This window comes from Micromonospora sp. CNZ299 (genome assembly GCF_002754415.1).
On sequence record NZ_PEFG01000001.1, the window covers coordinates 446,672 to 461,254 of the forward strand.

Sequence of the window (14,583 nt, forward strand, 5' to 3'; positions counted from 1 at the left end):
AGCTTAGGCGGCAGACGTTGGACCGGAACTAGACGTTGAAGCGGAACTCCACCACGTCGCCGTCCTGCATGACGTACTCCTTGCCCTCGATGCGGACCTTGCCCGCCGCCTTGGCCGCCGCCATCGAACCGTACTCAACCAGGTCGTTGTACGAGACGACCTCGGCCTTGATGAAGCCGCGCTGGAAGTCGCTGTGGATGACACCCGCGGCCTCCGGCGCGGTGGCGCCGACCGGGACGGTCCAGGCGCGCGCTTCCTTGGGGCCGGCCGTGAGGTACGTCTGGAGGCCGAGCGTGCGGAAGCCGACCCGGACGAGCTGGTTGAGGCCGGGCTCGTTCTGCCCGATCGACTCCAGCAGCTCGCGGGCCTCATCCTCGGGCAGGTCCACCAGCTCAGACTCGATCTTGGCGTCCATGAAGACCGCCTCGGCGGGGGCGACCAGGGCGCGCAGCTCGTCGAGGAACGACTCGTTGGCCAGTTCGGCCTCGTCGACGTTGAAGACGTACAGGAAGGGCTTGGTGGTGAGCAGGTGCAGCTCGCGCAGGTGCTCCAGCTCGATCTTGGCGGCGGCGGCCCCGGAGTAGAGGGTGGTGCCGCCGTCGAGCACCTCGATCGCGGCCTTCGCGGCGGCGACCGCGGCAGCCCTGTCCTTGCGGAGCTTGGCTTCCTTCTCCAACCGGGGCAGCGCCTTGTCCAGGGTCTGCAGGTCGGCGAGGATCAGCTCGGTGTTGATCGTCTCGATGTCGTCGGCCGGGGAGATCTTGCCGTCGACGTGCACCACGTTCGGGTCGGAGAAGGCCCGCACGACCTGGCAGATCGCCGAGGCGTCCCGGATGTTGGCCAGGAAGGCGTTGCCCCGGCCCTGCCCCTTGGAGGCGCCGCGGACCAGGCCGGCGATGTCGACGAACGACACCGGGGCCGGCAGCACCTTCTGCGAGGAGAAGATCTCGGCCAGCTTGCCCAGCCGCTCGTCGGGCAGCCCGACCACGCCGACGTTGGGCTCGATGGTGGCGAACGGGTAGTTCGCCGCCAGCACGTCGTTCTTGGTCAACGCGTTGAAAAGCGTGCTCTTGCCGACGTTGGGCAGGCCGACGATGCCGATGGAAAGACTCACGACCGGCCAGCTTACGCGGGTGTCGACCGGACCGGTCCAGGCGGCTCGGTTTCCGACGGCACGGCCCCCGGCGAGGGGCAGCGCTGACCGGTCGTCAGCCGAGCAGGCGTGGGGCGATGACCGCCTCGCGGACGCTGCCGTCCGCGCCACGGCTGACCTCGTACGCCGAGACGCCCTCGCGGTCCGCGATTGCCTCGACCAGGCGGATTCCCCGGTAGACCAGACCGACCCCGTCGTCCGTGCAGTGGCTGGTCGGGAGCGTCCCGCTGCCCACCAGCTCGTGCATCAGCGGGCGGCGCTGGCCCTCGCTGTCATAGTGCACCCCGTTGCCGTACGGCAACCAGGCCAACCCCTCGGTGAAGCCGCGCAGTCGGGGGCCGAAGCTGTCGGTGGCACCGCCGACGTGCCAGCAGATCGAGCCGGCGGAGACGCCGGCCAGCACCACACCGGCCTGCCAGCACTCGTGCAGGATGTCGTCGAGCCCGTGCACCCGCCAGACGGCGACCAGGTTGGCCACGCTGCCGCCACCGACCCAGATCACGTCCTGGGCGAGCAGGTGGGCGCGGACGTCCTCGACGTTCGGCATGGGGAAGAGGGCGAGGTGCGACAGCCGGAACCGGGTGTCGGCGAACGCGCCGTAGACCGCGGTCAGCGAGGTGGGCTGGTCACCGACGGCCTGCCCGAGGTAGCAGATGCGTGGCTGCGGACCAGCCTCGGCCAGCTCAGCCGCCAGCTCGAAGACCGGGCTGGGGCGCATGTCGTACGGCCCTCGGTCGCCCCGGGAGAAGCCCATGCTGGTGGCGATGATGGTCGGTTCGCTGGCGGGCATCGGGCGTCCTTACGTCGGGGCGGTGCGGCGTCCATCCTGCCGCAGCCACGAGGCGGCCGGTTACCCGCCCGCGTGCCGGCCGCGGCGCTGGCGGGGCACCTCGACCTCGGGCCAGTGTGCCTCGGACGGCCGGTCGGCCGGGGGCAGTTGCGCCGCAGCTGCGCGGGGCAGGGTGAACCGGTCGGCCGCGGCCGGGCCTGCCGAGAACGACTCGCGCAGCATCCAGCGCACCTCGTCGGCCGTCCAGCCCAAGCCGGCTCGCGCGGCGATCTCGCGCACCAACCGCCGGCCCACGCGGGTGTCGTCGTCGTAGAAGCGCATGCACCAGTGGTGGGTCCACATCCCGAGTGCCCGCAGGCCCGCGTCGTCGAGTGAGCCGACCAACCGGCCGCAGGCGGTGTCGGAGAAGGCCTGATCGGGGTCGGCCGCCCGGTCCCGTTCGATGGCGCCGACGGCGGCCGGTGCGACGGCCCGCATCCGCCGGTAGAAGGACTGCGCCACCGCGCGGGGCAGCGCCGGGAACGCGCCCGGTGTCGACGCCGCCGCCCAACCCGCCACGCTCGTCATGTCCCGCACCCCTTCTTCAGTTGGTTGCCGGACGGTACCCGTCACGACCGACACTTCCGGACCGAAAAACACCCCGGATCGCGGATAGCGACGATGACCTGGGGCGTCTGTATGGGTGACAACGAAACGGGGGTGGTGGGTGGACGAGGACGAACGCGCTCGGCTGGCCGAGTTCGTCGGCAGCCGGACACCGGCGCTGATGCGGGTCGCGTACCTGCTGACCGGGGACCGCAACGCCGCCGAGGACCTGTTCCAGTCGGCGTTGGCGCGAACCATCCCGAAGTGGGAGACCATCCGGCACGCCGATCCCGAGGGGTATCTCCGCGTGGTGATGTACCGCGAGCAGATCAGCTGGTGGCGGCGACTTCGCCGACGGCGGGAGACGCCGCTCAACCCGGCCGACGAGCCCGTTGGCGTCGACCCGAGCGGTGGCTCCGACGTACGGCTGGCGATGCGTGCCGCGCTGCGCCACCTGCCACCGGCGCAGCGGGCGGTGGTGGTCCTGCGCTACTACGAGGACCTGCCCGAAGCCCGGGTGGCCGAGCTGCTCGGCTGCTCGGTGGGCACCGTCCGCAGCCGTACGCACCGGGCGGTCAAGCGCCTGCGCGACCTGCTGCCGGAGATCGAGTTGCTGGAGGTACGGCGATGATCGATCCCTTCGAGAACCTCATCCGCTCCACCCTCACCGACCTGGCCGAGGAGGCACCGATCGTGCATGACCAGTTGAACCGAGCGGAACGGCGGGTTCGCAACAGACGCCGCGCCACGGTGACCATGGGGGCGGTGGGCACTCTCGCGGCGATCCTGATCGCGGCGCCGATCGCCCTGGCTGCCAGCGGATCGGACGGGCCTCCGCCAGCCGCGCCGAGCCCGGCGGGCCCGGCAGCCGTCCCCGTCCCGTCCGGGCCGCCGTCCGGCGTGCCGATCGTCACACCAATCCCCGCCGACCCCACAGCGGTGCCGAGCCCGCCCGGCGTGCCGGGCCGACCGACGGTCACCCCGGTTCCGGGAGGCGCACCCGGCGTACCGGGCCGGCCCACTGTCAGTCCGACTCCGTCCAGATGAGCAGGACCGGTCAGGCCGGCGGCGTCCCGGCACCGGCCTGACCGGCCGCCCCACGGTCATCTCCGGCCCCGGCGGCGCCACGACACAATTGACGTCCGCGAGCCGCAGGGCAGGGAGTCGGTCGGAGATCCCGGTCACCATCGCGCGGCGCTCCCCGTACCGGCGAGCGCCGCGCGTGCCCGCGAACACGACGCATCGGTCCACCGAGTTTGTCGAGGCCGGCATGCCCGCTCATCCTGGGGCCATGACCGACCACGACGGCCGAGCGGCTCAGGGGCAGCGATGACCACCGCCATGGCCCGGGTGCCCGACTCCCTCCGGGGGCAGATCGTCACACCCGGCGACCGCCGGTACGCGCAACTGCGCTCGACTTACACCACGTCGGCGTCGCCGGCCGCCGTCCTGCTGCCGAAGACCACCGCGCAGGTGGTCGACGCGCTCCGGTACGCGCGGGAACAGCGGCTGCCCATCGCCGTCCGCAGCGGCGGGCACGGCTTCTCCGGGGCGTCGTCCAACAACGGTGGCGTGGTCATCGACCTGTCCATGCTCAACCGGGTGCAGGTCCTCGACGAGCGGGCCGGGCTGGTTCGGATCGAGGCCGGTGCCCGCTGGGCGAACGTCGCGAAGGCGCTGGCCCCGTACGGCCTGGTGGTCAGCTCGGGTGACTACGGCGGCGTGGGCGTCGGCGGCCTGGCCACCGGCGGCGGTGTGGGGTGGCTGGCCCGTGCCCACGGCCTCACCATCGACCGCGTCCGCGCGGTCGAGGTGGTGCTCGCCGACGGGACGCTGGTACGCGCCGACGCCGCGCACGAGCCGGAGCTGTTCTGGCTGGTCCGGGGCGCCGGAGCAGGCGCGGGGATCGTGGTGGCCTTCGAGATCGAGGCGGCCGAGCAGCGCAACGTCGGCGTGGCGCAGCTGGTCGTCGAGGCGCACCCGGACGGTCGCACCATCCGGGAGTGGACGAGTTATCTCGCGCAGGCCCCACGGGAACTGTCCGCGGCCGCCGTGGTGTACGCCGAGGGTCGCTCGGTGCTCATGTCCATCACCGCCGTGGTGGCCGCCGAGAGCCTGCGCCGGGCCCGACCGGCGGTGGAGCCACTGCTCGCCATCGGCAAGGTGCTCGAACACCGGACCGACCTGCTGCCCTACCCGACGCTGGTGCCGACCGCGCACCTGCACCCGAACGTCGGGCAGCAGCGGGGCACGACCACCAACGGTCTGTTCACCGGGCTGGACGACGCCGGCGCGCGGGCCGTGACGCGCGCGGTGACCGGGCCGGGGCGGGCGGTGGTGCAACTCCGCTCGTTGGGTGGGGCGGTCAACGACGTCGCGCCCGACGCGACCGCGTACTCCCATCGCCACCAGAACACGATGGTGGTCGCGTCGGTGTTCCCGCCGCAGGGCGCCGGGGCGTTGGACGCGGCCTGGCGGGCCGTCGGCGCCCGCGCCGACGGCGCGTACGTCAACTTCGAGAGCCGACCGGACCCGGCCGCGTTCGCCCGGACCTACCCGGGCGAGACCGGGGCCCGGGTGCGGCGGCTGTGGAAGCGCTACGACCCGGACGGCGTGTTCCGGTCGGCCCTGCTGACCGGCCAACCCAACCGCTCCGGCCAGTCCACCCGCGCAGGCGGGTCGGCCCGCTCGGGCCAGCCCAGCCGCGCCGGTCAGTCCGCCCGGTCCGGCCAGCCTCACCGGCGTCGCCGCTGACCACGTCGGGCGCACGCCGAGGTCCGATTCCCGCCAGCCGACGACGCACCGAGCGGGGCATCATCGGTGACATGGAGATGGACTTCGAGCGGTGTTACCGGGCTGTGGACAGCCGTGACCAGCGGTTCGACGGCTGGTTCTACACCGGCGTGACGTCCACCGGCATCTACTGCCGACCGTCCTGTCCGGCGATCACGCCGAAGCGGAAGAACGTCCGGTTCTTCCCGTCCGCCGCCGCGGCGCAGGGTGCCGGGCTGCGCGCCTGTCGCCGCTGCCGGCCCGACGCCGCGCCCGGCTCGCCCCAGTGGGACATTCGCGCCGACGTGGTCGGCCGGGCGATGCGGTTGATCGCGGACGGGGTGATCGACCGGGATGGCGTACCGGGGTTGGCCTCCCGTCTGGGCTACACCGAACGGCACCTGCACCGGATGCTGAGCGCCGAGATGGGCGCCGGGCCGCTGGCGCTGGCCCGGGCCCAGCGGGCACAGACCGCCCGGATCCTGATCGAGACGACCGACCTCGGGATGGCCGAGATCGCGTTCGCCGCGGGCTTCGGCAGCGTGCGGCAGTTCAACGACACGCTCCGCGAGGTGTACGCGAGCGCCCCGTCCGACCTGCGCGCGGCCCGTGGGCGCCAGCAGGCGGCGGTCGGGGCGGGGACAATCGCGCTCCGACTGGCGTACCGCCCGCCGCTGCACGCCCGGGCGCTGCTGGACTTCCTCACGGTGCGGGCGTTGCCCGGGGTGGAGGAGGTTCGCGACGGGACGTACCACCGGGGTCTGCGGTTGCCACACGGCACCGGCGAGGTGGCGCTGACCCCGGCGGACGGGCACGTGGCGGCGACGCTGCGTCTGACCGACCTACGCGACCTGGCACCCGCTGTGGCCCGCTGTCGCCGGCTGCTCGACCTGGACGCGGACCCGGCGGCGATCGACGGCACGCTCGCGGCGGACCCGGCGCTGGCGCCAGCGGTCGCCGCCGAGCCCGGCATTCGGGTGCCCCGCGCGGTGGACGGCTTCGAAATGGCCGTCCGTGCCGTCATCGGCCAACAGATCTCGGTAACCGCAGCCCAGAAGACCCTGACCCGCCTCCTGGCCGCCCATGACCCCGTTGATCATGAGGTTGACGAGGCCGATGGAGATCAAACTCCAGGCCAACCTCATGATCAACGCGGCGAGGGCGGGCTGCGGGGGTTTTTGAGCGCGGACGAGCTGCTGCGCGTGCCGGACTACGGGTTCGGGATGCCGGTGGGGCGGCGGGAGACCTTGCGGGGGCTGGCGCGGGCCGTCACCGACGGGACGGTCGACCTGGCGCCGGGGGTGGATCGGGAGGAAGCCGTGCGGCGGCTCCTCGCCCTGCCCGGCATCGGCCCGTGGACCGCCAACTACCTGGCCATGCGCGCCTTCGGCGACCCCGACATCCTGCTCAGCACCGACCTCGCGGTCCGGCGCGGCGCCGCCGCACTCGGCCTGCCCGACACCCAACAAACCCTCGACGGGTACGCCGACCGTTGGCGTCCCTGGCGGTCCTACGCCACGATCAGACTCTGGAGAGCGGCATGAGCATCGACAGCACCGTCCTGAGCACACCGACCGGCCCGCTGAGCATCCTCATCGGCCCGGACGGCGACGTACGGGCGGCCGGCTTCACCCCGGACCCGGCGGCGCTGCTGCCCCTGGTCCACCCCACCCTGCGGGCGCCACTGCGACAGCTGGCCGACCTCGGGCCGGTGAGCACGGCAGTCCGGTCCTACCTGGACGGCGACCTCGCCGCCATCGACACGGTGCCGGTCCGTCAGCTCACCGGCGGAGAGTTCATGGCGCACGCCTGGCAGGTGCTGCGTGAGGTGCCGCCGGGCACCCCGGTCACCTACACCGGGTACGCGGCACTGGCCGGCCGGCCACCGGCGGTGCGGGCCGCCGCAGCCGCCTGCGCCCGGAACGCGGCGGCACTGTTCGTGCCCTGCCACCGGGTGCTCCGCACCGACGGGACGCTCGGCGGTTACCGCTGGGGGCTGGACGTGAAGAAGTGGCTTCTCGGTCATGAGCGGCGCTTGACAGCAAGCTGACAGAGGCATCGACACCTGTTAGACGCTACCGTCTGGTAGTGCCTGTGGAGAGCGACGGCGACCCGGCCGCCCGGGTCGCCGCGGGCAGCCACCCCGTGCACAACCTCTGGCGGCTGCGCCCCTACCTGCGCCCGTACGCGGCCGAGTTCGCCTGGTTGCTCCTCGCGGGGCTCGCCGGCACGGCGGCCGGGATCGCCGTACCGCTGGTCGTGCAGCGGGTGGTGGACGGGCCGGTGGCCCGCCACGAACCTGCCGGGCTGCTCCAGCTCGGCGGCCTGGCGCTGCTGCTCGGCGTGGCCGAGGCGGTGCTCATCTTCATCCGCCGGTGGGTGCAGTCCTCCTCGGCGGTGGGCATGGAGGCGGCGCTGCGCGCCGACGTCTACGCCCACCTGCAACGGTTGCCGACGAGTTTCCACGACCGCTGGCAGTCCGGGCAGTTGCTCTCCCGGATCACCAGCGACCTGTCGGTGATCCGCCGGTTCCTCTCCTTCGGCGTGTTCTTCCTGGTGCTCAACCTGACCACCTACGTGGTCGTGGTGGTGCTGCTGATCAACCTGCACGCGGCACTCGGGGTGCTGGTGGCGGCCAGCGCGGTGCCACTGCTGTTGATCAGTCGCCGGTTCGGGCGGCACTACCACGCCGCGTCCCGACGGATGCAGGACCAGCAGGGCGACGTGGCGACCCTGGTCGAGGAGACCGCGCAGGGCCTTCGCACCATGAAGGCGTACGGCCGGGGGCCCGAACTGGCCGCCCGCTTCGCCGGTGGGGCCCGAAGGCTGCACGACACGGGCGTCGGCAAGGGTCGGCTGCTGGCCAACACCTCGGCGTTGCTCGACCTGGTGCCGAACGTGACCCTGGGCGTGGTGCTGGTGGCCGGGGCGGCCGCCGCCGCGGGAGGCGCGCTCACCATCGGCGAGCTGGTCGCGTTCGTCAGCCTCCAACTGATGCTCATCTGGCCGGTGCAGTCGCTGGGTTGGATCATCGCCAACGGCCAGGAGGCAGCCACCGCCGCCGACCGGATCCAGGAGGTGCTGGACACCCCACCCCGGATCGTGGACTCTCCCGGCGCGCTCGCGCTCCCCCGCGACGCGGTCCACGGGCGGCTCCGCTTCGAGCGCGTCGCGTTCAGCTACCCGGGTGCCGCCGCGCCCGTGCTGCACGAGATCGACCTGACCATCGAGCCGGGTGAGACGCTGGCCCTGGTCGGGGCCACCGGCTCCGGCAAGAGCACCCTGCTGTCCCTGGTGCCCCGGCTGCACGACGTCACCGCCGGCCGGATCACCCTGGACGGGCACGACCTGCGCGAGCTGCGACTGGCCTCGCTGCGCCGGCTGGTCGGGGTGGCGTTCGAGGAACCCACGCTGTTCTCCATGTCGGTCCGCGAGAACCTCACCCTGGGTAACCCGGACGCCAGCGACGACGACGTACGCGCCGCTCTCGCGTTGGCTCAGGCCGACTTCGCGTACGACCTGCCGTGGGGGTTGGCCACCCGCGTGGGTGAGCAGGGGCTGTCCCTCTCCGGCGGGCAACGGCAGCGGCTCGCCTTGGCGCGCGCCGTGCTCGGCCGGCCGCCGGTGCTGGTGTTGGACGACCCGCTGTCCGCGCTCGACGTGCACACCGAGGCACTGGTCGAGGCGGCGCTGCGTCGGGTCCTGCGCGACAGCACCGCGCTGTTGGTCGTGCACCGGCCGTCGACGATCGCGCTGGCCGACCGGGTGGCGCTGCTCCAGGACGGCCGGATCACCGCGATCGGCCGGCACTCCGAGCTGCTCGCCACCGCGCCGGCCTACCGGGCGCTGCTCGCCGCCGAACCGCCACCCAGGACCGGCGAGCCGCCCGCCGGGCACCCACCGGCGTCCGGAGCCACCGGGTCGAGCCCGTCCGCTTCGGACGGCTGGGGGCTGGTGCACTCGTGACCGTCCCGAAGCAGGCCGACCCACCGCCCGAGGAGGAGCCCGAACTCACCCGCTGGCGCGGAACCGCCACCGACCCGGAGGCCGACCGGAGCAGGGCCGAGGACACCGCGCCCGAGGCGGTAACCCGGCTACGCCGGCTCAGCCGGGTCCTGCTGGCCGACCTGCTGCGCCCGCACCGGGGGCGACTCGCCGTCGCGGTCGGCCTCCTGCTGGCCCAGAACGCCGCGGCGATGGCCGGCCCGTACCTGGTCATGATCGGCATCGACCGGGCCATCCCGCCGCTGCGGGCCGGCGACCCCGGCCCGCTGGTCGCCGTCGCCGGGGCGTTCGCGGCGGCCTCGGTGACCGAGTACGCGGCCCGTCGCGGATTCCTCACCCTCTCCGCGCGCATCGGCCAGGCCGTCCTGCTGGACCTGCGGCAGCAGGTGTTCGGGCACTTCCTGCGGCTGTCGGTGGGCTTCCACGAGCGATACACCTCCGGCCGGATGGTCTCCCGGCTCACCAGTGACCTGGACTCGATCGCCGAGCTGGTCGACGGCGGGATCGACAGCCTGGTGCTGGCCGGGCTGTCCATCCTGTCGGTGGCCGCCATCCTGCTCTGGCTGGACCTGCCGCTGGCCGCCGTGACGCTGCTCGCCTTCCCGTTTCTGTTCTGGCTCTCCCGCTGGTTCGCCCGGTCCTCGGCCAGCGCGTACCGGCGGACCCGGGACGCGGTCGCGCTGGTCATCGTGCATTTCGTCGAGTCGATGCGGGGCATCCGGGCGGTGCAGGCGTTCCGCCGGGAGCCGCGCAACCAACGGATCTTCGTGGCGCTCGGCGACGACTACCGCCGCACCAGCCTGCACGCGTTCCGGCTGATCGCCACGTACTCGCCCGCGATCAAGCTGATCGGCAACGTCACAGTGGCGGTGGTGCTCTGCTACGGCGGCTGGCGGGTGCTCGGCGGGCAGACCGAGGTTGGAGTGCTCGCCGCGTTCCTGCTCTACCTGCGCCGCTTCTTCGAGCCGATGCAGGAGTTGAGCCAGTTCTACAACTCGCTCCAGTCGGCCACCGCGGCTCTGGAGAAGCTGGCCGGGGTGCTCGACGAACGTCCGGCCGTCGCCGAGCCGGCCCGGCCCACCCCGCTGCCGACCGGCCCCGGTCGCGGTGAGCTGACCTTCCGGGCGGTGTCCTTCGGCTACCGCCCGGACACCCCGATCCTCGCCGAGCTGGAGCTGACCGTGCCGGCCGGGCAGACCGTGGCGCTGATCGGGCCGACCGGCGCGGGCAAGTCGACCATCGCCAAGCTGGTCGCCCGGTTCCACGACCCGGACACCGGCACGGTACGGCTGGACGGGGTCGACCTGCGCGACGTGCGCGACGCCGACCTGCGCCGGGCGGTGGTGCTGGTGACGCAGGAGAACCACCTGTTCAGTGGGACCGTCGCGGACAACATCCGGTTCGGTCGCCCGGGCGCGGACGACGCCGAGGTTCAGGCCGCGGCGCGGGCGATCGGCGCGCACAGCTTCATCGCGGCGCTGCCCGACGGGTACGCCACCCAGGTGCACCGGCGCGGCGGCCGACTCTCCGCCGGGCAACGGCAGCTCGTCGCGTTCGCCCGGGCCTTCCTGGCCGACCCGGCAGTGCTGATCCTGGACGAGGCCACGTCGTCGCTGGACGTACCGACCGAGCGGCTGGTGCAGCGGGCCCTCGGCACCATCCTGCGCGACCGCACCGCCCTGGTGATCGCGCACCGGCTCTCCACTGTGGAAACCGCCGACCGGGTGCTGGTCCTCGACGACGGCAAGGTCGTCGAGGACGGCCCGCCCGCCGTGCTGGCCGAGGCCGACGGTCGGTACGCGGCCCTGCACCGGCAGTGGCGCGACTCGCTGATCTGACTGCCTGTCCCCGGTCGATGCCCGCCCGTCTGCCCGCCGGTGTGTTCGGCGGCAACTACGTGGCCGGGCACCCGGGAGGTGCCTACGATCGCAGGATGACCGAAACGGCGAGGACGGCCCGCGCCGGCGTTCCCGAGCGTCCGACCCTGGACGGGCTCGAGGAGAGCTGGGCACGCCGCTGGCAGGAGGAGGGCACGTACGCGTTCGACCGCTCGAAGAAAGAGCGTAAGGACGTGTACGCCATCGACACCCCACCGCCGACCGTATCGGGCGAGTTGCACATGGGGCACGTCTTCTCGTACACGCACACCGACACCGTCGCGCGCTACCAGCGGATGCGCGGCAAGGCCGTCTTCTACCCGATGGGCTGGGACGACAACGGCCTGCCCACCGAGCGGCGCGTGCAGAACGTGTACGGGGTGCGCTGCGATCCGGCGCTGGCGTACGACCCGGTGTGGCGGCCACCGGCGGCCCCGGTCGACGACGCGGCCCGCCGTGACCCCACCCCGATCTCCCGACGCAACTTCATCGAGCTGTGCGAACGCCTGACGGTCACCGACGAGCAGGTGTTCGAGGCGTTGTGGCGGCGGCTCGGGCTCTCGGTGGACTGGTCGTTGACCTACACGACGATCGGCCGGGTCGCCCGGGCCACCAGTCAGCGGGCTTTCGTGCGCAACCTGCTGCGGGGCGAGGCGTACCAGTCGGAGGCACCGACGCTCTGGGACGTCGGCTTCGCCACCGCGGTCGCCCAGGCGGAGTTGGAGGACCGGGAGCGTCCCGGCGCGTACCACCGGCTGCGGTTCGCCACGCCCGACGGGCGGGAGGTGCTCATCGACACCACCCGACCCGAGCTGCTGCCGGCCTGTGTGGCGCTGGTCTGTCACCCCGACGACGAGCGGTACGCCGACCTGGTGGGCGGCACGGTGCGCAGTCCGTTGTTCGCCGTCGAGGTGCCGGTGTATGCCCACCCACTCGCCGACCCCGCCAAGGGCACCGGCGTCGCGATGGTCTGCACGTTCGGTGACCTGACCGACGTGACCTGGTGGCGTGAGCTTCGACTGGACACCCGGGTGGTGATCGGCCGGGACGGCCGGCTGCTGCCCGAGCCGCCGGCCGGGGTGCCGGCCCAGCCGTACGCGGCGCTGGCCGGGCAGACCGTCAACGGCGCCCGCCGGGAGATCGTCGGGATGCTGGCCGACGCGGGTGACCTGATCGGTGAGCCGCGCCCGATCACCCACCCGGTCAAGTTCTACGAACGCGGCGACCGGCCACTGGAGATCGTTTCGACTCGACAGTGGTATCTGCGCAACGGCGGCCGGGATGCCGAGCTGCGGGCGACGCTGCTGGCCCGGGGCGAGGAGCTGCACTGGGTGCCGGGGCACATGAAGCACCGCTACGACAACTGGGTGGGTGGCCTGACCGGGGACTGGCTGGTCAGTCGCCAGCGCTTCTTCGGGGTGCCGGTGCCAGTCTGGTACCGGCTCGACGACACTGGCGAGCCGGACTGGTCCCACCCTCTCACGCCGGACGAGTCCGCGCTGCCAGTCGATCCATCCAGCGATCCGGCGCCCGGCTACGACGAGTCGCAGCGCGGCCGTCCGGGTGGCTTCATCGGCGACCCGGACGTGTTGGACACCTGGGCCACCTCGTCGTTGACCCCGCAGATCGTCGGCGGCTGGGAGACCGACCCGGACCTGTTCGCCACGGTCTTCCCGATGGACCTCCGCCCCCAGGGGCAGGAGATCATCCGGACCTGGCTCTTCGACACAGTGGTTCGCTCACACTTCGAGCACGGGGTGCTGCCCTGGCGGGACACCGTGCTCTCCGGCTGGATCCTCGACCCGGACCACAAGAAGATGGCCAAGTCCAAGGGCAACGTGGTCACCCCGCTGGCGCTGTTGGAGCAGCACGGCTCGGACGCGGTGCGCTACTGGGCGGCCAGCGGCAAGCCCGGCATGGACCTGGCCTACGACCCGGCACAGATCAAGATCGGCCGGCGGCTGGCAACCAAGCTGCTCAACGCATCCAAGTTCGCGCTCGGGCTGGGTGCGGCGGACGCGTTACGCGCACCGTACGACAACTCCAGCTCGGCGCGTCTGACGCCACGCCGCGACCTGGAGCTGTCGGCCACCGCTGCACTGGACCGGGCCATGCTCGCCGAACTGGCCACCGTGGTCACCGCCGCCAGCACCGCCTTCGACTCGTACGACCACACGGCGGCGTTGCAGGCCACCGAGGCGTTCTTCTGGCGGTTCTGCGACGACTACATCGAGCTGGTCAAGGAACGCGCCTATGGCACCGGTGCGGGGGCCGACTCGGCGCGGGCGGCGCTGGCCTCGGCGCTGTCGGTGCAGCTGCGACTGTTCGCCCCGTTCCTGCCGTACGTGACCGAGGAGGTCTGGTCGTGGTGGCGGTACGGCTCGGTGCACCGTGCGACGTGGCCCACCACCTACGAGGTGGCCCGGACGATCGAGGGGTCGGGTGACCCGGCGCTGCTGCGCCTCGCCGGCGACGCGTTGAGCCAGGTGCGGCGGGCCAAGTCGGAGCGGAAGCTGTCGATGAGGGCGGAGGTGCCGCTGGCCGAGGCACTCGGTCCGGCGGCGCTCCTGGAACAGCTCACCCTGGTCGCCGACGACCTGCGGGCAGCCGGCCGGATCGGCAAGCTCGACCTGCTCCCCGACCGCACCCCGGAGCTCGTGATCGCCTGCGCCTTCTGACCCGTGTCCGCCGCCGCCCACCCCCCGGGGCGGCGGCGGACCGGTGTCACCAACCGCGCAGGAAGCGCAGCCCGAGCAGGAACGCGACCACCGCGGGCCCCACCAGCAGGGTGATCGCCTGGAGGCGGTACGGCATCCGGTGCCGGGTCAGCTCGCCCGCGTTGCCCAGCACGATGGCCCCGGCCAGCATCAGGAACGCACCCCACCAGCCCGTCTCCAGGTCGATCAGGTCCACCCGGATCAGTTGCAGCGTCAGACCGAGCAGGGCGCCGGTCAGCGCGAGCAGGGCCACCGCCCGGTGCAGGCCACGGGCCAGCGGGTGGGCCGCCCGCCAGTAGTAGGTGCCGGCGACCGCCAGACAGGGCAGCACCACCAGCAGGGGCCAACCCCGCCCCATCACGCCGAACATCAGCAGCGCGCCCACCGCGAACACCAGGGTGCCGATGCAGGCGAGCATGTAACCGGCGAACGCCCGGCCACCACCCCGGGCCAGCAACGGCCCGCCGCTGGCCGCGATCAGGGCGGCCGGGATCAGGATGAACACGGCCCACCAGTGGAACTGGCCGGTGCCCTGAGCGGCCGTGGCGACCGTGGCGCAGGCCAGCCCGGCGACGGCCAGACTGGTCAGCCATGGCCGGCTGCTCCGGGAGTACGGCTCAGCCAACGACGTCTGCTCCGCTTCGACGCTCACGCCCATCAGCCTGGCCTGAGGTGGCCTGACCG

General features: G+C 72.7%; 12 protein-coding genes. 8 read left to right on the forward strand and 4 right to left on the reverse strand.

From position 1 onward, the window contains the following. Positions 1-28: 28 nt before the first annotated feature. From ychF to CLT68_RS02160, 3 genes are all read right to left on the reverse strand, one after another. Positions 29-1,114, reverse strand: coding sequence for a redox-regulated ATPase YchF (gene ychF / locus CLT68_RS02150; protein WP_088950113.1), 1,086 nt, complete (start codon positions 1,112-1,114; stop codon positions 29-31). A gap of 94 nt (positions 1,115-1,208) precedes the next feature. Next, the gene (locus tag CLT68_RS02155) at positions 1,209-1,943 is read right to left on the reverse strand and encodes a Type 1 glutamine amidotransferase-like domain-containing protein (protein ID WP_099848510.1); all 735 of its coding nucleotides are present in this window, start codon (positions 1,941-1,943) and stop codon (positions 1,209-1,211) included. Positions 1,944-2,003: 60 nt separating this feature from the next. Then, complete coding sequence (locus CLT68_RS02160; RefSeq protein ID WP_486482057.1) at positions 2,004-2,510, reverse strand: hypothetical protein; 507 nt, start codon at positions 2,508-2,510, stop codon at positions 2,004-2,006. 139 nt (positions 2,511-2,649) lie between these two features. Here CLT68_RS02160 and CLT68_RS02165 point away from each other — a divergent pair, with 139 nt between their 5' ends. The 8 genes from CLT68_RS02165 (at position 2,650) to valS (ending at position 13,860) form a co-directional block, all read left to right on the forward strand. Then, on the forward strand, positions 2,650-3,159 hold the full coding sequence (locus CLT68_RS02165) for a SigE family RNA polymerase sigma factor (protein WP_099848512.1): 510 nt from the start codon (positions 2,650-2,652) through the stop codon (positions 3,157-3,159). After that, positions 3,156-3,575 (forward strand): hypothetical protein, encoded by a 420-nt coding sequence (locus CLT68_RS02170; protein ID WP_099848514.1) that lies wholly within the window; start codon positions 3,156-3,158, stop codon positions 3,573-3,575. The genes CLT68_RS02165 and CLT68_RS02170 overlap by 4 nt, the downstream gene beginning before the upstream one ends. A gap of 282 nt (positions 3,576-3,857) precedes the next feature. After that, positions 3,858-5,282, forward strand: coding sequence for an FAD-binding oxidoreductase (locus CLT68_RS02175; protein WP_099848516.1), 1,425 nt, complete (start codon positions 3,858-3,860; stop codon positions 5,280-5,282). Positions 5,283-5,353: 71 nt separating this feature from the next. Then, complete coding sequence (locus tag CLT68_RS02180) at positions 5,354-6,844, forward strand: AlkA N-terminal domain-containing protein (protein WP_099848518.1); 1,491 nt, start codon at positions 5,354-5,356, stop codon at positions 6,842-6,844. Further along, positions 6,841-7,350, forward strand: a complete 510-nt coding sequence (locus CLT68_RS02185; RefSeq protein ID WP_088950119.1) for a methylated-DNA--[protein]-cysteine S-methyltransferase — start codon at positions 6,841-6,843, stop codon at positions 7,348-7,350. The genes CLT68_RS02180 and CLT68_RS02185 overlap by 4 nt, the downstream gene beginning before the upstream one ends. A 38-nt stretch (positions 7,351-7,388) precedes the next feature. Beyond that, a complete protein-coding gene (locus CLT68_RS02190) occupies positions 7,389-9,266 on the forward strand; it encodes an ABC transporter ATP-binding protein (RefSeq protein ID WP_099848520.1) in 1,878 nt (625 codons plus the stop codon). Continuing rightward, on the forward strand, positions 9,263-11,143 hold the full coding sequence (locus tag CLT68_RS02195; RefSeq protein ID WP_099848522.1) for an ABC transporter ATP-binding protein: 1,881 nt from the start codon (positions 9,263-9,265) through the stop codon (positions 11,141-11,143). Before CLT68_RS02190 ends, CLT68_RS02195 begins: the two co-directional genes overlap by 4 nt. Positions 11,144-11,238: 95 nt before the next feature. Continuing rightward, complete coding sequence (gene valS, locus CLT68_RS02200) at positions 11,239-13,860, forward strand: valine--tRNA ligase (RefSeq protein ID WP_099856710.1); 2,622 nt, start codon at positions 11,239-11,241, stop codon at positions 13,858-13,860. 46 nt (positions 13,861-13,906) lie between these two features. Here valS and CLT68_RS02205 read toward each other — a convergent pair whose 3' ends face one another. Next, positions 13,907-14,557, reverse strand: a complete 651-nt coding sequence (locus tag CLT68_RS02205; RefSeq protein WP_247671908.1) for a hypothetical protein — start codon at positions 14,555-14,557, stop codon at positions 13,907-13,909. Positions 14,558-14,583: the final 26 nt, after the last annotated feature.